This is a genomic window from Paenibacillus tritici, assembly GCF_013204885.1.
GTDB classification, from domain to species: Bacteria; Bacillota; Bacilli; order Paenibacillales; family Paenibacillaceae; genus Paenibacillus_AQ; species Paenibacillus_AQ tritici.
Genome location: NZ_JABMKX010000001.1, coordinates 273,937 through 291,187 on the forward strand (window position 1 = coordinate 273,937; position 17,251 = coordinate 291,187).

Annotated in this window: 18 protein-coding genes and 1 riboswitch; of the genes, 10 read left to right on the forward strand and 8 right to left on the reverse strand. The window is 55.1% G+C overall.

Annotated elements, in window-relative coordinates:
• Window positions 1–34: 34 nt before the first annotated feature.
• From asd to HQN87_RS01300, 4 genes are all read left to right on the forward strand, one after another.
• Window positions 35–1,120: an aspartate-semialdehyde dehydrogenase gene (asd, locus tag HQN87_RS01285; protein ID WP_173126536.1), complete on the forward strand. Its 1,086-nt coding sequence runs from the start codon at window positions 35–37 to the stop codon at window positions 1,118–1,120.
• Between the two features lie 145 nt (window positions 1,121–1,265).
• Window positions 1,266–1,451 (forward strand): DUF3934 family protein, encoded by a 186-nt coding sequence (locus HQN87_RS01290; protein WP_173127629.1) that lies wholly within the window; start codon window positions 1,266–1,268, stop codon window positions 1,449–1,451.
• Between the two features lie 114 nt (window positions 1,452–1,565).
• Window positions 1,566–2,261 carry a pseudouridine synthase gene (locus HQN87_RS01295; RefSeq protein WP_173126539.1) on the forward strand — a complete coding sequence of 232 codons (696 nt, stop codon included), beginning with the start codon at window positions 1,566–1,568 and terminating at the stop codon, window positions 2,259–2,261.
• Window positions 2,262–2,354: 93 nt separating this feature from the next.
• Window positions 2,355–3,290 (forward strand): hypothetical protein, encoded by a 936-nt coding sequence (locus tag HQN87_RS01300; RefSeq protein ID WP_173126542.1) that lies wholly within the window; start codon window positions 2,355–2,357, stop codon window positions 3,288–3,290.
• An 81-nt stretch (window positions 3,291–3,371) separates the two neighbouring features.
• Here HQN87_RS01300 and HQN87_RS01305 read toward each other — a convergent pair whose 3' ends face one another.
• On the reverse strand, window positions 3,372–5,204 hold the full coding sequence (locus HQN87_RS01305) for an ABC transporter ATP-binding protein (RefSeq protein WP_254075308.1): 1,833 nt from the start codon (window positions 5,202–5,204) through the stop codon (window positions 3,372–3,374).
• Between the two features lie 182 nt (window positions 5,205–5,386).
• On the opposite strand from HQN87_RS01305, the gene HQN87_RS01310 reads away from it, so the two are divergent.
• The gene (locus tag HQN87_RS01310; protein ID WP_173126545.1) at window positions 5,387–5,950 is read left to right on the forward strand and encodes a GNAT family N-acetyltransferase; all 564 of its coding nucleotides are present in this window, start codon (window positions 5,387–5,389) and stop codon (window positions 5,948–5,950) included.
• Between the two features lie 290 nt (window positions 5,951–6,240).
• Here the strand turns inward: HQN87_RS01310 and thiE are convergent, their stop codons facing one another.
• The 7 genes from thiE to HQN87_RS01345 form a co-directional block, all read right to left on the reverse strand.
• A complete protein-coding gene (thiE, locus tag HQN87_RS01315; protein WP_173126548.1) occupies window positions 6,241–6,906 on the reverse strand; it encodes a thiamine phosphate synthase in 666 nt (221 codons plus the stop codon).
• Window positions 6,903–7,730, reverse strand: coding sequence for a bifunctional hydroxymethylpyrimidine kinase/phosphomethylpyrimidine kinase (thiD, locus tag HQN87_RS01320; RefSeq protein ID WP_173126551.1), 828 nt, complete (start codon window positions 7,728–7,730; stop codon window positions 6,903–6,905). Before thiD ends, thiE begins: the two co-directional genes overlap by 4 nt.
• Before the next feature lie 45 nt (window positions 7,731–7,775).
• The gene (gene thiM, locus HQN87_RS01325; protein WP_173126555.1) at window positions 7,776–8,579 is read right to left on the reverse strand and encodes a hydroxyethylthiazole kinase; all 804 of its coding nucleotides are present in this window, start codon (window positions 8,577–8,579) and stop codon (window positions 7,776–7,778) included.
• A gap of 24 nt (window positions 8,580–8,603) precedes the next feature.
• Window positions 8,604–9,686: an ABC transporter substrate-binding protein gene (locus HQN87_RS01330; protein WP_173126558.1), complete on the reverse strand. Its 1,083-nt coding sequence runs from the start codon at window positions 9,684–9,686 to the stop codon at window positions 8,604–8,606.
• Window positions 9,683–10,459, reverse strand: coding sequence for an ABC transporter permease (locus HQN87_RS01335; RefSeq protein WP_173126561.1), 777 nt, complete (start codon window positions 10,457–10,459; stop codon window positions 9,683–9,685). The genes HQN87_RS01330 and HQN87_RS01335 overlap by 4 nt, the downstream gene beginning before the upstream one ends.
• On the reverse strand, window positions 10,440–11,261 hold the full coding sequence (locus HQN87_RS01340; RefSeq protein ID WP_254075309.1) for an ABC transporter ATP-binding protein: 822 nt from the start codon (window positions 11,259–11,261) through the stop codon (window positions 10,440–10,442). Before HQN87_RS01340 ends, HQN87_RS01335 begins: the two co-directional genes overlap by 20 nt.
• An 82-nt stretch (window positions 11,262–11,343) precedes the next feature.
• Window positions 11,344–11,446, reverse strand: a riboswitch (TPP riboswitch).
• Between the two features lie 68 nt (window positions 11,447–11,514).
• Entirely contained in the window at window positions 11,515–12,171 is a 657-nt protein-coding gene (locus tag HQN87_RS01345; protein WP_173126564.1) for a TetR/AcrR family transcriptional regulator, read from the reverse strand.
• 181 nt (window positions 12,172–12,352) lie between these two features.
• Between HQN87_RS01345 and HQN87_RS01350 the strand changes: the two genes are divergently transcribed.
• From HQN87_RS01350 to HQN87_RS01370, 5 genes are all read left to right on the forward strand, one after another.
• Window positions 12,353–13,873: a DHA2 family efflux MFS transporter permease subunit gene (locus tag HQN87_RS01350; protein ID WP_173126568.1), complete on the forward strand. Its 1,521-nt coding sequence runs from the start codon at window positions 12,353–12,355 to the stop codon at window positions 13,871–13,873.
• A 283-nt stretch (window positions 13,874–14,156) separates the two neighbouring features.
• Window positions 14,157–14,993, forward strand: coding sequence for an amino acid ABC transporter substrate-binding protein (locus tag HQN87_RS01355; RefSeq protein ID WP_173126571.1), 837 nt, complete (start codon window positions 14,157–14,159; stop codon window positions 14,991–14,993).
• On the forward strand, window positions 14,993–15,661 hold the full coding sequence (locus tag HQN87_RS01360) for an amino acid ABC transporter permease (protein ID WP_173126576.1): 669 nt from the start codon (window positions 14,993–14,995) through the stop codon (window positions 15,659–15,661). The genes HQN87_RS01355 and HQN87_RS01360 overlap by 1 nt, the downstream gene beginning before the upstream one ends.
• 12 nt (window positions 15,662–15,673) lie before the next feature.
• The gene (locus HQN87_RS01365; protein ID WP_173126579.1) at window positions 15,674–16,423 is read left to right on the forward strand and encodes an amino acid ABC transporter ATP-binding protein; all 750 of its coding nucleotides are present in this window, start codon (window positions 15,674–15,676) and stop codon (window positions 16,421–16,423) included.
• 130 nt (window positions 16,424–16,553) lie between these two features.
• Window positions 16,554–17,036 carry a hypothetical protein gene (locus HQN87_RS01370; protein ID WP_173126582.1) on the forward strand — a complete coding sequence of 161 codons (483 nt, stop codon included), beginning with the start codon at window positions 16,554–16,556 and terminating at the stop codon, window positions 17,034–17,036.
• Window positions 17,037–17,251 lie beyond the last annotated feature (215 nt).

Consider the following 17,251-nt stretch of genomic DNA (forward strand, 5'->3'; position numbering starts at 1 on the left):
CGCTAGGCGCTGCTTGAAAGGAAATGAATTTCTTATGTCAAGGAAGCTCAGAGCAGGTATTGTTGGCGGTACCGGTATGGTCGGCCAGCGTTTCATTGCACTTCTTGAGAATCATCCGTGGTTTCAGGTAACGGCTATTGCAGCTAGCGCCAATTCGGCAGGCAAGTCCTATGAGGAGTCTGTCCAGGGCAGATGGAAGCTGTCCACACCTATGCCCGAGGCGGTCAAAGGGATCATGGTTCAGGACGCCTCCAAGGTGGAGGAAGTGTCTGCGGAGGTGGATCTGATTTTCTGCGCCGTAGATATGAAGAAAGAGGAGATCAAGGCGCTCGAAGAAGCCTATGCACGCACCGGAACTCCGGTCATTTCCAATAACTCGGCGCACCGCTGGACTCCCGATGTTCCGATGGTGATTCCTGAGATCAACCCGGAGCATCTTGAGGTGATTGCCCAGCAGCGCAAACGTCTGGGTACAGAGACCGGATTCATCGCCGTGAAACCTAACTGTTCCATTCAGAGCTATATGCCGACCCTGCATGCGCTTCATGGTTTCAAGCCGTCCAAGGTAGTTGTAACCACTTATCAGGCCATTTCAGGTGCAGGCAAAACCTTCACGGACTGGCCGGATATGGTCGATAACGTGATTCCTTACATCGGCGGCGAAGAAGAGAAGAGCGAGCAGGAGCCGCTGCGGATCTGGGGGAAGGTAACCAGTGAAGGAATTGTCAAAAGTGAGCAGCCAGTTATCACAACACAGTGTATCCGTGTGCCTGTGGCTGACGGCCACATGGCGGCTGTATTCGCCTCCTTCGAGCAGAAGCCATCCAGAGAAGAGATTCTGGAACGCTGGAACAGCTTCCAGGGGCGTCCGCAGCAGCTTGGACTGCCAAGCGCGCCTAAGCAGTTCATCACTTATTTTGAAGAAGAGAACCGTCCGCAGACCCGCCTGGACCGCGATATTGAGAATGGCATGGGGATCTCTGTAGGACGTCTGCGCGAAGATTCACTGTACGATTACAAATTCGTCAGCCTGTCCCACAACACGGTAAGAGGGGCTGCCGGCGGTGCGGTGCTGATCGCTGAACTGCTTAAGGCCGAAGGATATATTCAGCCCAAATAAGCAGTTGTCCCCGTTGATGGATTCCCTGTATACAGCCTGCCGGATGTTCTCCGTGCAGGCTGTTTGCAGTTTTACCTGACATTACCCTCGAAATAATGGTAAGATAGAGAAATGATTGACGATAACTGAATACTGACGGAGTGATATTGTGGCAAAAAGCAAAGGCGGCGGCACAGGCAGAGGAACAGGCAGCAAGGGCTGGACCCGCTGGAACAAGACGGCGAAGCCCGTGAAGCCGGCAAAAAGCGGACCTCCCGGAAGCCCCGGCACCAAAGGAGCCAAGCCTGTCAAGGGCAACAGCGGCAGCAGCAAAACCGGAGGCAGTAAATAAGGCGGCATGTGACCATAAAGGAGTTCAAAATATAGGGTTATATGTTTGGGCAACATCTGATTTGTATGTGAATCAGGTGTTCTTTAATATGTAGGGCATGAAAGCGGGTACTTCATGAGAATTGACAAGTATATAAGTGAGACAGGGGTCTATCCGCGCAGAGAGACCGGCCGGCTGCTTGCAGCGGGCCGGATCACCATTAACGGGCAGGCCTGTGCACCCGGGGCAATCGTTGAGCCGGGGGATACTGTGGCTGTGGATGGGATCATACTAACTCCTGACCGGGGGGAGCGGGTCTATCTGGCGCTTAATAAGCCGGTAGGCATCACCTGTACAGCGGCCCGGGAGGTGGAAGGGAACATTGTGGATTATGTCAATTATCCCTCCCGGATCTTTGCCGTCGGCAGATTGGACAAGCACTCGGAAGGACTGATTCTCATGACCAATGACGGGTCGATTGTGAACCGGATGATGCGCTCCGAGCATAGTCATGAGAAGGAGTATACGGTTACGGTGGACAAGCAGATTACGGAAGGTTTTTTAGAGGAGATGTCAGCAGGGGTAGATATTCTGGAGACCCGGACCAGGCCCTGCCTCACCCGCCGGATCTCGGAGCATGAGTTCTCCATCATTCTGACCCAGGGACTGAACCTGCAGATCCGCCGCATGTGCAAAGCGCTGGGCTACCGCGTACTTCGGCTGGAGCGTGTACGGATTATGCATCTCACCCTCACAGGGCTGGAACGGGGACAATGGAGGCGGCTGACCCTGGAAGAAGTGGCTGAGCTTCATGCAAGACTGGAGGAATAACCTGAACGTACACAACTGGATATAGGCTTCCGAAGCTGGTTTTTTGCGAAGTACGCTCAGAAGTCATCTTATCCTGACTATTAGGAGGTTCACATGCGAATTATAAGCTTATTGATAGCATTAGCAATAATAGCGGGTTGCTCAGGCACAGGAGGCAGCGGATCAGCCGATCCCGCAGCGGCGCCGCACTCGTCTTCAGTAGCAGACCCGTCAGCAGCTAAGGAGAAGCTGGAGGAAGACATGGCTGCCGCGGCGCTCGCGGAGGTGTCGCCTGAAATAGCGGATCAATACTCAGGTTACGTACATATGGATGCGGTTCAATTGAACGGGCAAATCTTTCAGGTCTATTACTGGAACAAGGGAGATTTCAAGTATACGCAGTTTGCGATTGTCAAAGAGGGGAAGATGGTCTTTGACAGCAAGCAGGCCGGACTGACCCTGGAAGGCGGGGACATTTGGAATGAGGAAGAGGAGCTCTGGGCGGAAGCGGTGGTGCAGAATAACCGGAACACGTTCCTGTTCACTCTGACGGACAACCGTCCCGAATTCGCCTCCATTGTGGTCGAGGAGATCGACGGAGAGATGCAGGTCACCGTGAATGATGACTTCAGCGTGAACTATGAGGATGTAGATCAGGACGGGAGCGAGGATCTGCTGGCCAGCCCGTATTCGGGCCAATCCCCGCTGGGTCCGGCGCTGATGGGGATCTATCAATTGAATGGGAGTAACTATGTACCCGACAAGCTTCTCACCCGGCAGTATGCGCAGGATCAGCTGCAGTTAAGCGAGCAGGAGTACAAAAATGATCCTTCAGAGCAGACGTTAGAGCAGCTATTGAATGCTTACCTGGTTCTCGGACAGCGCAGTGTTGCGCTGAGCCGGTTCGCTGAGTTCTATGAATGGGCAGGCCAGTTTGCCGGGGATGGCGGATATGTGGACGAATATAACGGGCTGTTGCGGCAGACAGAAACCGCTGAACAAATCAGCGGCTGGATGGACAAGCTTCAGCCGCTGCGGACGAAGAGATAATTCGCACGAGGCTCGTCAACTCAACAAGGGATTCCCGGGAGCAGCGGCTCACTCCGGGAACCCCTTTTTGCTATATATAAGTCAAAATTCGGATTCTCTGGCCTGAAACTGCTTATTGTACAAATCCCTGTATAGCCCGTCCTGTGCCAGCAGGGTATCATGTTGCCCGGACTCTGCGATCATGCCGTCCTGAACAACCAGAATAGTATCGGCAGCGCGGATGGTGGAGAGACGGTGGGCGATGACAATACTGGTCTTCCCCCGCAGCAGCTCGTGCATGGCCTGCTGGATATAGTACTCCGATACTGTGTCCAGCGAGGAAGTGGCTTCATCCATGATGATTACCGGCGGATTCTTGAGCAGCACACGCGCAATGGAGATCCGCTGCTTCTCACCGCCCGACAGCTTAATTCCGCGGTTGCCGACCACCGTGCCGTAGCCTTCGGGCAGCTTCATAATGAAATCATGAATATAGGCGGCTTCGCAGGCGGCAATCAGCTCGGCTTCCGTGGCTCCGGCGTTTGCGTAGAGCAAATTCTCCCGGATCGTTCCGTTGAACAGGTAGGTGTCCTGGGTGACGAGGCCGATCTGCGAGCGGAGCGAATGCAGCGTGAATTCACGGATATCCTTGCCTCCTATACGGATGACGCCTGCCTGAAGCTCATAGAGCCGGGGGATGAGGTTGGTAATGGTGGTTTTGCCTGCTCCGCTGGGTCCCACGAGGGCGGTCAGTGATCCGGCAGCCGCCGTGAACGAAATCCCCCTCAGCGCCGGTTTGTCCGGGTGGTAGGAGAAGTCCACCTGCTCGAAGACGATATCTTCACCGTCTGCGCTCTCTGGCAGAGCCAGCGGAGTATCCACAATCAGCGGGTCCATATCGAAATAGTCAAAAATCCGTTCAAACAGCGCCACCGAACGGTTTACATCCACATAGAGATTGGTCATCTGCATGACAGGACTATATAGTCTGCCGAGCAGGGCCACAAAGGTGATGATCGCCCCGACCGTCAGCTCTCCCTGGATAAATAAATAGCCCCCGTACAGATAAATCAGCATCGGTCCGATACTGGTGAAGGTGGTGAGGACCAGCATGAACCAGCGTCCGGCCATGGATTCCCGGATTTGCAGCCGCGTTGCCTGGGCATTTACTGTTCTGAAGCCGGCCAGCTCGGTGTCTTCCCTGGTGAACAGCTTCATGAGCATATATCCGCTGAGACTGAGTGTTTCCTCGATGATCTGATTTTGCTCCGAGATTTTCTCCTGGGTTTCCTTGGCCAGCTTCCAGCGCAGATTTCCCATTTTGCGGGTTGGCATAATGAATAGAGGGACGACGAGAATGCCGAGCAGCGCCAGCTTCCAGTTCATAATGAACAGGGTCGCCGCTGTGGAGATGAGAATGAACAGGTTGCTCGCAAAATTGACAATGGTGCTGTTGAACACGCCCTGAATTCCGGCGATATCACTGGTCATCCGGGTAATAACTTCCCCTTGCTTGACGCCTGAGAAGAACTGCAGCGGCATCCCCTGCAGATGGCGGTACATCTGGTTTTTCATATCATGGACAATGTTTTGGGAGATAAAAGAGTTCAAATAATTCTGCAGCACCCCCAGCAGGCCGGATACTACCGTTGTAGCCAGTGAGGCAACAACAAGCAGGACAAGCAGCTGCAGATTCTTCCCGGGGAGCGCCCGGTCAATGATCTGCTGAATCAGGAGGGGAGGGAGCAGTCCAAGTACTGCGGAAATGCACAGCACAAGCATTACCAGCAGGGTCTGCTTCCAGTAGGGCAGGAAATATTTAACGATACGGAGCAGCAGAGCTTTGGACAGATTGGGCTTCGCCTCATCGTCGTTGAACTTTAGCTTGCCGAACCCGGACCCTCCGGGTCCCATGGGTCTGATACCTCTGGACAATGTATAATCACCAGCTTTATGTATTTTGAAGGATTCCTGACCGGAGCAAAGTTCCAGTCTGAATCAGACAGGGGAATTATACCCCTGGATTTTCCAAATGTAAATGCTAAGCTGGATAAGCAAGTGTAAGCTGAAATGCGTGAGGCTAACTAGGCCAGCCAAAGATTCAGGAGGAGAAAAAAATGATTATTAAGGCACAAACCTATGAAATCAAGGGATTAAGCTATATTATCAGGTCCGCAGTGGCGCAGGATGCTGAACAGTTGTCAGCTCTCAGGCTGCAGGTCGACGGGGAGACCGAGAATTTGGACCGGGAACAGGGTGAGGGATGGATGGGCCCGGCAGAGTTCTCAGCGCTTATAGCGGCGGATACCGTTAGCAGCAGGAACCTGTTCCTGGTGGCTGACGTTCAGGGCAGGCTGGCGGGATTCGCCAGATGTCAAGGGAATGAACTTAGCAGACTGGCGCACCAGGCTGAATTTGGTGTGGGCGTGCTTCAGGAGTTCTGGGGCTACGGGATGGGCCGGAGCCTGCTTGCGCAGGCAGCCAGTTGGGCAGACGCAATAGGCCTTGAGAAGCTGAGCCTGAAGGTACTGGAGACCAATGACAAGGCAATCAAGCTGTACGGGAGGCTGGGCTTCGAGGTCGAAGGAGTCCTGCGCAGAGACAAGCGTTTGGCCGACGGACAATTCTATAATACGATCGTTATGGGGAGGCTGCGCCGGGACAGAGTAGGGGATTCCTGATCTCGGCGGCAATGGCCGAATGTAATCGAAAAACCGAACACAATTGGACTGTGAGCGCCGCGTAGGCTGAATGTAATCGAAAAACCGAACACAATTAGACTGGGAGCGCCTCGTGGCCGTGCGTTTATCGCAGGTTGTGCCAGAAGTATTTTCACAGAAAAACCAAACACAATGGCCGTGCGCCATGGTTAACGCTCTATGTCGCCAAAAAAGCAGGCGGATGGAGTTAGACGTTTGCCTATGCGTGGCATGAAGCATCCGCATCATTCCATCCACAGCTTTGTTCGTAATTATGGAGAAGGAGCAGTGACTAACTGCGCGAATCTCCGCGTGGTCCCCCTGATATCTTCAGCTCCGGCAATGGCCGAGATCACGGAGATACCGTCTGCTCCCGCCTGGATCACTGGCGGGGCATTCTCCAGGGTGATTCCGCCGATTCCCACGAGGGGGATGGTAAGCCCGTTGTGCCTTAGCTCTTCAATAACAGCCGTTCCCCGGACAGCTTGGGCATCGGCTTTGGACGTAGTGGGATAGACGGGACCGACCCCGAGATAATCTGCCCCGTCCGCAATGGCCTGCCGTGCTTCCGTCAGGTTATGGGCGGATACCCCGATGATCTTATGCTCGCCAAGCCGCTGACGGATCAAGCGGGCCGGAAGATCATCCTGGCCGACATGAATCCCGTCCGCATCAAGAGCAGCAGCAAGCTCGAGATCATCATTTACGATGAACGGGATGCCGTAATTCCGGCAGATTTCCCTGAGCTGCCCTCCAAGCTGGAGCAGGGCGGCACCCGTTAGCGCGGAGGGACCCTTTTCCCGAAATTGGAACAGAGTAATTCCCCCGTCCGCAGCAGCCGATAAGGTGTCAGCCGGTGAGAGCTTGCAGTTCACGCTGCCCATTATGAAGTACAGCTTCAGAAGTCTGCGCATGTCCTCGCTGTTAATCCGTTTCATAGCAGCTCCCCCTTGGATCTCATCCGGTTCTGGTAAGCAAAATGATTGGTCGGCCCCTGCCCGGCCCCAATATTCAGACTGTCCTCGATAGCGGCCTGAATGAAGGCCTTGGCGGTACGGACCGCTTCCGGCATGGAGCGGCCGAGCGCCAGACCCGCCGTCACCGCTGCCGAGAAGGTACAGCCGGTTCCATGCGTATGTCTGGTCGCAATCCGCGGACTGGACATATATTGAAATTCCCGTCCGTCATAGAGCAGATCCACAGCCTCATCGCCTTCCGGGTCATGTCCCCCCTTCAAGACAATATACTGCGCTCCCATCTGATGGAGGAGCCTTGCGGCTTGTTCTCTGTCCTGCCGTCCGTGAATCTTCATGCCTGTAAGCATCTCTGCTTCAGGAAGATTGGGGGTGATGGCGAGTGCCAGAGGAAGCAGGTCTGTAATCAGCGCCTGCACCGCTTCCTGCAATAGCAATTGGGAGCCGCCCTTGGCGACCATGACCGGGTCGATGACCAGCCGCTGCTGCCAGCCGTATTGCTTCACTTTGGCGGCAACCATGCGGATAATGTCACTGCTGAACAGCATCCCCGTCTTGATGGCGTCCGGCGGCAAATCACTTCCGATGGAATCGAGCTGGGCTGCGACTGTCTCCGGCTCCATGGGATAGACCCCTTGAACACCGAGCGTGTTCTGTGCGGTGAGCGCAGTAAGGGCGGACATGCCATATACCCCCAGCTCCTGGAAGGTCTTCAAGTCTGCCTGAATGCCGGCCCCTCCGCCACTGTCGGAGCCGGCAATGGTCAACGCTATACGTATGCTAGTCATCGTGTAATCTCCTTCTGTAATATGCGGTCTAGGATAAGGTGAGGTCTAGGATTCGAGCAGCTTCAGCCGGGACCGGCTGCTGTATAGCTCCGGGGTTACCAGGGCCAATTGATTCAGGAACTCTATCTGGAAGCTGCCGGGCCCTTGGGCTTCTGCCGCTTCAGCAGCAAGCTCGGCAGCCACGCCATAGAAGGAGAGGGCTTCGGCAGCCGCCTCCAGCACATCGCCGCCCCCGCCGCTTACCGCAAGAAACGCGCCCACGACAGCACTAAGCAGACAGCCGGTTCCGGTGACCCGGGTCAGGATGGGGTGGCCGTTGCTGGCGATATAGGTCCGCTTGCCGTCGGTAATGATATCTTCCTTGCCGGTGATGATGACCACACAGTTCAGCTTCCGCGCCGCCTTGTTCGCCAGGGCGATTACATCGCCTTCGCCTGCCCCGGCATCCACGCCTTTGCTCGCCCAGCGCTCTCCGGCGACATTAGCAACCTCAGCCACATTGCCGCGCAGAGCGGTAAGCTGAAGCTCCCCGAGCAGCTTAGCGGTAACCTCCGTGCGGTAGGCGGTGGCGCCTGCCCCAACGGGATCAAGCACCAGCGGAACGCCCTGCCGGTTCGCCGCCTGCCCGGCTTTGAGCATGGAAGCGATGGCGGCTTCATTCAGCGTGCCGATGTTCAGCACGACAGCCCCTGACATGGCGGCGACATCGGCAACTTCTTCGAGCGCATCGGCCATAAACGGGGAGGCCCCGAGCGCAAGCAGCCCGTTTGCGGTGAAGTTGGCGACTACGATATTCGTGATATTATGCACCAGCGGATTCGCCTGGCGCACCTTGGATAGATAAGACATATGAATTCCTCCTGAGGGTATAATCTAGAAATTAATAAAAGCGTTCTTAATATCCACTTCCTGCGCCAGCAGTCTGTTCTCGCTCAGCCACCGGTTAACTTTCTCCCATGTAGCCCCATCCTGATAGCCGAAGGGCTGAGAGCCGGCATCCATCAGCGGCAGCAGGATCTTCAGACTGCGTTGTTCAATCGCTTCATCCAGCGGAGCCGTATCCTCCTGATGCTCCAGCAGAAGCTTCAGCGCTTCATCCGGGTTCCCGGCTACGAACTGCTGGCCTTGTCGTATGGCTTCCACGAATTTTTGGTAATACCCCTGCGAATCCTGAAGTCCCTGTTCACTGGCGACCAGCACCAGCTCATAATAATCGGGAACCCCGTATTCCACAGGATTGAAGGAGCGTACCGGATGGCCTTCCTGCTCCAGAATGAGCTGCTCATGGTTGATGAAGCCGCCCATTATGGCATCCACACGGCCCGTGGAGAGGGCGGGAATCAGCTCAAAGCCGACGTCAATCAGCTTCAGAGATGAGGGATCTCCGCCGTCACTTGTCACCATAGTTTTTAGCATGGCTTCATACAGCGGAACAGAGGAATATCCGGCCTGCTTGCCTGACAGCTCTCCCGGACGGGTAATTCCGCTGTCAGCGGCTACCATAAGATGATTCAGCGGATGCCGCACCAGGGCGGCGATGGATTTGACCGGAATGTTCTCTCCCCGTGCCATCAGCACCTGAGGCTGATAGCTGAGTGCGAGATCTACCTTCCCGGCAGCGACAAGCTTCAGCGCATCATTGGTATCGGCAGGCATCTGAATCTCCACCTCAAGACCTTGTTCAGCGAAATATCCTTTAGCCTGAGCTGCGTATAAAAAGGAGTGGACAGCGTTCGGATACCAGTCGAGCATAATCGTCAGCTTATGGGCTGGACCGTCAGCACCCGCTTCGGAGGTCGCAGTTGTTGCAGCCGTGGAGCCGGAAGCCCCCGGACCGTTGCTGTTGGCGCAGCCTGCCAGGACCGGCAGGGTACAGAGCACAAGAGCGGACAGCAGCAGCTTGGCCGGCCTTGAAATGCTATTGTACAGATTACGTGCATAGCGGATAGTAGTCATGAATAACGTCCTCTTTTCTTCAGAATAATCTTCTCCAGCCCGGCGACAGATAGAAACAATAAGATACCGAGTGCGGACAACAAGACAACAGCGGCAAACATCTTGGCGCTCTGCAGATTCCCGGCCATTCTGCGGCTGAAGTAGCCCAGCCCCTGGCTGCCCCCGAGCCATTCTCCGATCGTTGCACCGATGACACAGTATACAACCGACAGCTTCAGTCCGGAGAAAAAAGAGGGCAGGGCCAGCGGAACGCCAACCTTCCTGAGGATCTGCCAGCGGTTCGCGCCGAATGTCAGCAGCAGCTCCCGGTAGCCGTCTGTGTTCTTGGACAACCCGTCATAGGTGCCGATGACCACCGGAAAGAAAGCGGTCAGGAAAACAACAGCCACCTTACTCCATATGGTGTAGCCGAACCACATAATGAACAGGGGCGAGAGGGCGATTAGCGGTATCGTCTGGCTGATAACCAGGAGCGGGTACAGCGCCTTGGCCAGCGGCCTGAACAGATGCATCCCCGTCCCCAGCAGGCTTCCGCAGCCTACGGACAGGGCGAAGCCTGTGAGCACCTCCAGTAGTGTCGCAGGCAGATGCACTCCGAAGAGCAGGCTGCGTTCTTCAATCAAGGCCATCCAGACCGCAGACGGAGCTGGAAGAATGAATGGGGGAATCAGGCCAAGGCGCGCTACAGTCTCCCAGACCGCCAGGGTCAGCACCGCCAGCAGGGCAGACGGGCCGTAATCCTGTATCAGCCGTCTAGGTGAGACGGTTATCATATAACTTCAGCTCCAATTCCTGACGCAGGGCAGCAAACTGCGGTTCATAGTTCAGAGTGTGGTGCCGGGGACGCGGGAGGCCGGAAGTGAACTCCTGTATCCCGCCGCCCTGACTGCCGGTCATCAGATAGATTCTGTCACTGAGCAGCAGTGCCTCCTCCAGGTCATGGGTGATGAACAGCACAGTCTTGTCCAGCTCCGACCATAACTCCAGCAGCCAGATCTGAAGCGCCCGCTTCGTAATGGCATCCAGCGCTCCGAACGGCTCGTCGAGCAGCAGAAGTTCGTTGCCCGCAGCGACCGTGCGGAGGACGGCCACCCGCTGGCGCATCCCGCCGGACAGCTCATGCGGATAAGCACCTTCGGTCTCGGTGAGACCGAAGCGGCCCAGCAGGGTGCGGATTTGCGTAACGGCGTCCGCTTTGGGGACGCTGCGCTTCAGTTCCCAGGGCAGCAGACAATTGTCCAGCACGGTTCTCCAGGGCAACAGGAGATCCTGCTGCGGCATATAGGCGACACGGCCCAGCCTCTGGGCCGCTGATGTTGACTCAACCCCGTTCAGCGTAAGGCTGCCGCTGGCAGGCTCAAGCAGGCCGGCGATAATTTTGAACAACGTGCTTTTGCCGCATCCGCTGGCACCGACGACAGAGATGAATTCCCCCCGGCGCACATTCATGGACAGCTCCGAGAATACCAGTGCCCGGGACGAGCCGGACCCGAAGGCGTAGGATAGATTCGTAAGGTTAATCATAAGACTATGCAGGAAGCCTCCTCCGGGATCAATTAACAGCCGTACGAACATCAAAAAGCCCCATTCATTTCCCGGAGGAGATGAATGGGGCGGAAGGTACAGTCAGCTGCGGCCTATGACGCGGAAGCCACTGATACAATCTGCTCCACTTCCCTCCGCTGGTATGATCCAGATCAGGTTCCAAGGGTCCGGAGCTTAAGCTCCGTCTCAGTCGGCCGACTCCCCTAGTGAAATAACAGGTGCTATTGAATTCGTAATTGCTACTTAATATACCATAAATTCCCCTCTTGTAAAGAGCAGGTTGTCAGCGCCTGGAGAGGCCTGTTACGAACAAAGCCACGATTCCGCGGGAGATTTCCAGCTTGGAGGAATGGTTACGCTTCTGTTCATATAAGTACAGATCGGGGCTGAGTATTGAGATTAATGCGGTAGCTGCGAAGCCCGGATCTATATCAATAATCTCTCCATTGTCAGCAGCCCGCTGCAGCAGCTCAGTCATCATCACTCCCAGCCGCTGAAAAAAAGGATGCTCAAACTGGGTAAGCTGCTTCTTGCCGGTGAACTCGGCTTTGATCATATTCAGCAGCTCGGCATACTGCTCTATGAAATCAGCAATCTGCTCAATGCTGCTCTGCAGCCGGGCCAGGGCCGGAGCTTCACCGGCGCCGGCAGCGACCTGCTGCTCCAGGCCGGAGAGGAACTGGTCCGCGCTGCCCTTCAGCAGAGCAGAACAGATCTCACCTTTGTCCGTGAAGCGGCGGTACAGCGAGCCTTGCCCTATCCCCGCCCGCTTCGCAATGCTGTACATGTTCACCGCATCCAGACCGCTCTCAGTGAACAACTGGCGGGCGGCTTCGAGAATCCGCTGCACATAAGGATCGGCGGACACGGGCGGAGCGGATTCTACGGCTTGCGGAGCTGACGGCGGGAGCTGTGCAGCATCGGTGTCTGGCTTTTTCATGAGATCCCCTTTCAGAAACAGATCAGCAATTTACAGAAAAACAAATAAATCAATTGACACAACGGACAATTGTCCGTAGACTATGAATTGCACTTACGGACAGTTGTCCGTTCACTCATTATATCTAAAAATCTGTCCGCAGGTCAATGCTGGGCGCGGACAGCTCAGGAGGAGAAGAGACATGGATCAAACCTTGAAGCAGGAGGCCGATTTCCGGCTGTCCGGCATTCTGGTTCCGCTGCTGGCGATTATTGCCGGGGTATTTATGGTTGTCCTGGACAGCACGGCAATGAATGTGGCATTGTCCCGGCTGGTAGTGGATTTCAAGACCGATCTGCATACGCTGCAATGGGTGGTAACCGGCTATATGCTGGCCCAGGCTTCCGTTATTCCGCTGTCCGGCTGGCTGTCAGACCGGTTCGGGGCCAAAACGGTCTTTTTGACAGCGGTAATCATATTCACATTAGGCTCCATTCTGTGCGCTACGCCGAGCAGTGCCGAATGGCTGATTGTATTCCGTGTAATTCAGGGACTTGGCGGAGGGTGCGTACTCCCTGTCGGTATGGCCTACGTGTACAGACTTGCTCCGAAAAGCAAGGTTGGCGTAGTTATGGGCATTATGGGCATTCCCGTCCTGTTTGCACCGGCGATTGGTCCGGTACTGTCAGGCTGGCTGGTCGAATACCATTCCTGGCGCTGGATCTTCCTCATTAATATTCCGATCGGCATCATTGCGGTACTGATTGGACTGCGCAAGCTGCCGAATGCGGCGAAGAACAGCGTGCCCGGCATGGATAAGTTCGGGATGGTTCTTGGTCCGTTGGCTTTTGCTTCCCTCACCTACGGTGTCAGCCAGGGTGCGCAGAGCTGGACATCCGAGAAGACTCTGCTGGGGCTGGGACTGGGAGCGGTTGCTCTGATCGCCTTCGTGATTGCAGAGCTGCGTTCCAAGACACCGCTGCTGGAGCTGCGGATTCTGAAATCTGTTGATTTCACCACCGGAATTATCGTGCAGTGGATTGCCCAGTTCGGCTTATACGGCGCGTTATTCCTGCTGCCGCAATTTCTGCAGCAGGCCCGCGGCTTCGGCGCTTTCGACACCGGTCTGACGCTGCTGCCGCAAGCGATTGCTTCCGGGCTGATGATGCCGATCGCCGGAATTCTGTTCGACAGGATTGGCGTGCGCTGGCTTGTGGTCTGCGGTCTCAGCCTGGTCTCCGGCGCGTTGTTCCAATACTCCCATGTGGATCTTACAACACAGAGCCGGGATCTGATCCTTCCGCTGATCATGTGCGGTGCCGGAATGGGGCTGATGATGATGCCGATGAATACACATCTGCTCAACAAGGCGCCAAGCAATCTGGTGAACCGGGTAACCTCGCTCACCAACTCTATGCAGCAGGTCATTACCTCGCTCGCAATATCGACACTGGTTACCATTCTGACTGCGAGAACAACGGCACGCGGGACAGAGATGCAGGAAGCGGCAGCTGCTGCCGGGCAGAGTGCCGCCGGAGCCTCACAGGAGGCCTTGCTGTTGGCGAAGCAGACGGTGTTGTCCCAAGGCTTCGCCGACACGTTCCATATCATGATGTTTGTTGCGCTTGGCGGTGCCGTGCTCGGACTGCTGCTGCGCAGAGGCCGCAAATCAGAAGGTGAGCCTACCAAGGAACAAGCGGTGCCGGAAATCATGCACGGATAGTTAGGCTCAGCTAAGAGCGATGATTGGATATACCTGACAGAATAGAGCAGCGATTCTCCATTGATGGAGGGTCGCTGCTCTGCTTTTAGCCAGCGGAAACTCTTCAGGCAATCCTCATGCAGAAACAGAAATTGGGGCAAGCTATACTATAAAAATCCAATACAATATAAATCCGATGGATATAATCGGAAAAAAGTGTTGACGCAGGTTATGCCGCGGTGTTACTATTCATTTTGCCGGTCATTACGGACCTGAGAAGAAGAGACGAGAGGGGATTCATCGAATGAAAAAAATCAGTCTAACTATTGTGCTGCTCCTTACCCTGGTCATGGCTGCAGCTTGCGGAAACAATAATGCCAATTCCCCGGCAACAGGCGGCAACGCTGCTGCAGAACCGACTACGGCTCCTGCGGGGCAGAATAGTCTGGAAGCGGTCAAAGCCAGCGGCAAGCTGCGGATCGGAACAGAAGGAACCTACGCACCGTTCACGTATCATGATGCGGACGGCAAGCTGACGGGCTTCGACGTCGAAATTGCCGAGGAAGTCACCAAGCGCCTGGGCGTGAAGCCGGAGTTCATTGAGACGCAGTGGGATGGGATTTTTGCCGGCATGGATGCCAAGCGGTTCGATGTGATCTTCAACGAAGTATCCATTACCGATGAGCGCAAAGTGAAATATGATTTCTCCGACCCGTATATCGTATCCAAGGCTGTGTTGATCGTCCCGGAGGATAATGAGGATATCAAGACCTTTGCTGACCTGAAGGGCAAAAAAGCCGGACAGTCTCTAACCAGCAACCTAGGTAAGATTGCTACCGACAACGGTGCCGAGATTGTATCTACCGAAGGCTTCAACCAGGCCATTGATCTGCTGCTCTCCGGACGGATTGATGCCACTGTCAATGACGGCCTGTCTTTCCTCGATCTGAAGAAGCAGAAGCCGGATGTCAAGATCAAGCAGGTGGATGAGATTGCCGAAGGCTCACACAGCGCAGCCGTATTCCTGAAGGGGAATGACGAGCTTGTGCAGGCGGTGAACGAAGCGCTGGCTGCCATGAAGAGCGACGGAACGTACCTCAAGATTTCCGAGAAATACTTCGGCGCTGACGTATCGAAATGATGGATGACCGCCAAATACAAATATTTCTCGATTCACTGCTGCCCCTGTTCAAAGCCGGGGTGGCTTTTACCCTTCCGCTTGCACTGGTATCCTTTATCCTGGGCCTGCTGCTGGCTGTGATTACGGCACTTGCCCGTCTATCCTCCTGGCAGATTCCGCGGCTCATTGCCCGGTTCTATGTCTGGGTGATCCGTGGAACGCCGCTCTTGGTACAGCTGTTTATTATTTTCTATGGACTGCCCGCAGCAGGGATTGTGCTTGATCCGTTCATCGCGGCGGTCATCGGGTTCACGCTCAGTGTCGGGGCCTATTCCTCGGAGATTGTCCGGGCGGCCATTCTGTCTATACACAAGGGCCAGTGGGAAGCGGCGTTCTCTGTAGGGATGAGCCGTAAGCAGGCCTTGCGCCGGGTGATATTGCCTCAAGCTGCCCGTGTATCGGTTCCGCCGTTATCGAACTCATTTATCAGTCTGGTGAAGGATACCTCACTTGCGGCAAGTATAACTTATGTCGAGATTTTCAGAAAAGCGCAGCAAATTGTAGCGACAACGTATGAACCGCTGTTGCTGTACTGCGAAGCGGCGCTGTTCTATCTGCTGTTCTGCTCCGTATTGTCGGCGCTGCAGAATTACCTGGAGAAGCGGCTGGACCGGTATTCGGCCAGTTAAGGAGGCACACACATGATTGAAATACGCGATTTACATAAGTCCTTCGGCCCTCTGGAGGTTCTAAAGGGCGTCGATCTTACCGTCGAACACGGCCAGGTGATGGTGATTATCGGGCCTTCCGGCTCCGGCAAAACCACCCTGCTGCGCTGCTTCAACCTGCTGGAGATTCCCGACAAGGGCAGTCTGGCACTCAACACGATTAAGCTGGATTTCACTCCAGGCGCCAAAATTCCACAGCGTACTGTACTGTCACTGCGCCAGCAGACAGGGATGGTCTTCCAGTCTTACAATCTGTTCCCTCATATGACGGCTATCGGCAATGTCATGGAGGGACAGGTCACGGTTCAGAAGCGTTCCAAGGAGGAAGCGCGGAGCAAGGCGCTGGCCCTGCTGGACAAGGTAGGCCTGGCGGATAAGGCAGAAGTCTATCCGCATCAGCTATCCGGCGGCCAGCAGCAGCGGGTGGCTATTGCCCGGGCGATGGCGGTCGAGCCGGAGGTGCTGCTGTTCGATGAGCCGACCTCGGCGCTCGATCCGGAGCTGGTCGGCGAGGTGCTGAAGGTCATCAAGCAGCTGGCCCGCGAGGGGATGACGATGGTCATCGTCACCCATGAGATGAAATTCGCGGCCGATGTGGCCGACCGGATCATCCTGATGGACAACGGAGTCATCCTGGAGCAAGGAACCCCGCAGCAGGTGCTGGAGCAGACGAAGAATCCGCGGGCACTGCAATTCCTGAACCGGCTGAGCGGGGAAGAGTGATACGAATACGGTTAGTAACGAAGAAAGGCAGACGGGAGGGGAATCCGGGTCTGCCTTTTGTCTGTTCACGTGTGTCTGTTCAAGTGTGTCGGAAGTCACCGGAAGAGTGGTATATAGGCCAGAGGTGGGAATGAAAGGGATAAATCCCTCTGAATCGGCTGGAATTGGACCAGACGCGGAAATGAAAAGGATAAATCCCACTGAATTGGCTGGAAATGAGTTAGAGGTGGAAATGAAAGGGAAAAGTCCCTCTGAATCGGCTGGAAGTGAGCCAGTGGTGGAAATGAAAGGGATAAATCCCTCTGATTCGGTTGGAAGTGGGCCAGACGCGGAAATGAAAGGGATAAATCCCTCTGATTCGGTTGGAAGTGGGCCAGACGCGGAAATGAAAGGGATAAATCCCTCTGATTCGGTTGGAACTGGGCCAGACGCGGAAATGAAAGGGATAAATCCCTCTGATTCGGTTGGAAGTGGGCTAGACGCAGAAATGAAAGGGATAAATCCCTCTGAATCGGCTGGAATTGGGCCAGAGGCTGAAAGGAAAGGGAAAAGTCCCTCTGAATCGGCTGGAATAAGTGCACCTGAATTCATCGGACACGGGCTAGTTGAGTAAATAAGGGGTATTAGTGCACCTGATTCCACCATACACGGGCCAAATGAGCGAATGAAGAGCATAAGTGCATTTCAATCCACCGGACGCTACCCAAATGAGCGACTGAAGAGCATTAGTGCACCTCAATCCACCATACACGGGCTAGTTGAGTAAATAAGGGGTATTAGTGCACCTGGTTCCACCATACACAGGCTAAATGAGCGAATGAAGAGCAT

Coding starts and splice junctions, on each gene's coding strand:
- HQN87_RS01310 (WP_173126545.1), top strand. CDS start 5,387: ATGATTATTAAGGCACAAACCTATGAAATCAAGGGATTAAGCTATATT.
- HQN87_RS01340 (WP_254075309.1), bottom strand. CDS start 11,261: ATGTTCGTACGGCTGTTAATTGATCCCGGAGGAGGCTTCCTGCATAGT.
- HQN87_RS01345 (WP_173126564.1), bottom strand. CDS start 12,171: ATGAAAAAGCCAGACACCGATGCTGCACAGCTCCCGCCGTCAGCTCCG.
- HQN87_RS01295 (WP_173126539.1), top strand. CDS start 1,566: ATGAGAATTGACAAGTATATAAGTGAGACAGGGGTCTATCCGCGCAGA.
- HQN87_RS01350 (WP_173126568.1), top strand. CDS start 12,353: ATGGATCAAACCTTGAAGCAGGAGGCCGATTTCCGGCTGTCCGGCATT.
- HQN87_RS01330 (WP_173126558.1), bottom strand. CDS start 9,686: ATGACTACTATCCGCTATGCACGTAATCTGTACAATAGCATTTCAAGG.
- thiM (WP_173126555.1), bottom strand. CDS start 8,579: ATGTCTTATCTATCCAAGGTGCGCCAGGCGAATCCGCTGGTGCATAAT.
- asd (WP_173126536.1), top strand. CDS start 35: ATGTCAAGGAAGCTCAGAGCAGGTATTGTTGGCGGTACCGGTATGGTC.
- HQN87_RS01365 (WP_173126579.1), top strand. CDS start 15,674: ATGATTGAAATACGCGATTTACATAAGTCCTTCGGCCCTCTGGAGGTT.
- HQN87_RS01355 (WP_173126571.1), top strand. CDS start 14,157: ATGAAAAAAATCAGTCTAACTATTGTGCTGCTCCTTACCCTGGTCATG.
- HQN87_RS01300 (WP_173126542.1), top strand. CDS start 2,355: ATGCGAATTATAAGCTTATTGATAGCATTAGCAATAATAGCGGGTTGC.
- HQN87_RS01360 (WP_173126576.1), top strand. CDS start 14,993: ATGGATGACCGCCAAATACAAATATTTCTCGATTCACTGCTGCCCCTG.
- thiE (WP_173126548.1), bottom strand. CDS start 6,906: ATGAAACGGATTAACAGCGAGGACATGCGCAGACTTCTGAAGCTGTAC.
- HQN87_RS01370 (WP_173126582.1), top strand. CDS start 16,554: ATGAAAGGGATAAATCCCTCTGAATCGGCTGGAATTGGACCAGACGCG.
- HQN87_RS01335 (WP_173126561.1), bottom strand. CDS start 10,459: ATGATAACCGTCTCACCTAGACGGCTGATACAGGATTACGGCCCGTCT.
- thiD (WP_173126551.1), bottom strand. CDS start 7,730: ATGACTAGCATACGTATAGCGTTGACCATTGCCGGCTCCGACAGTGGC.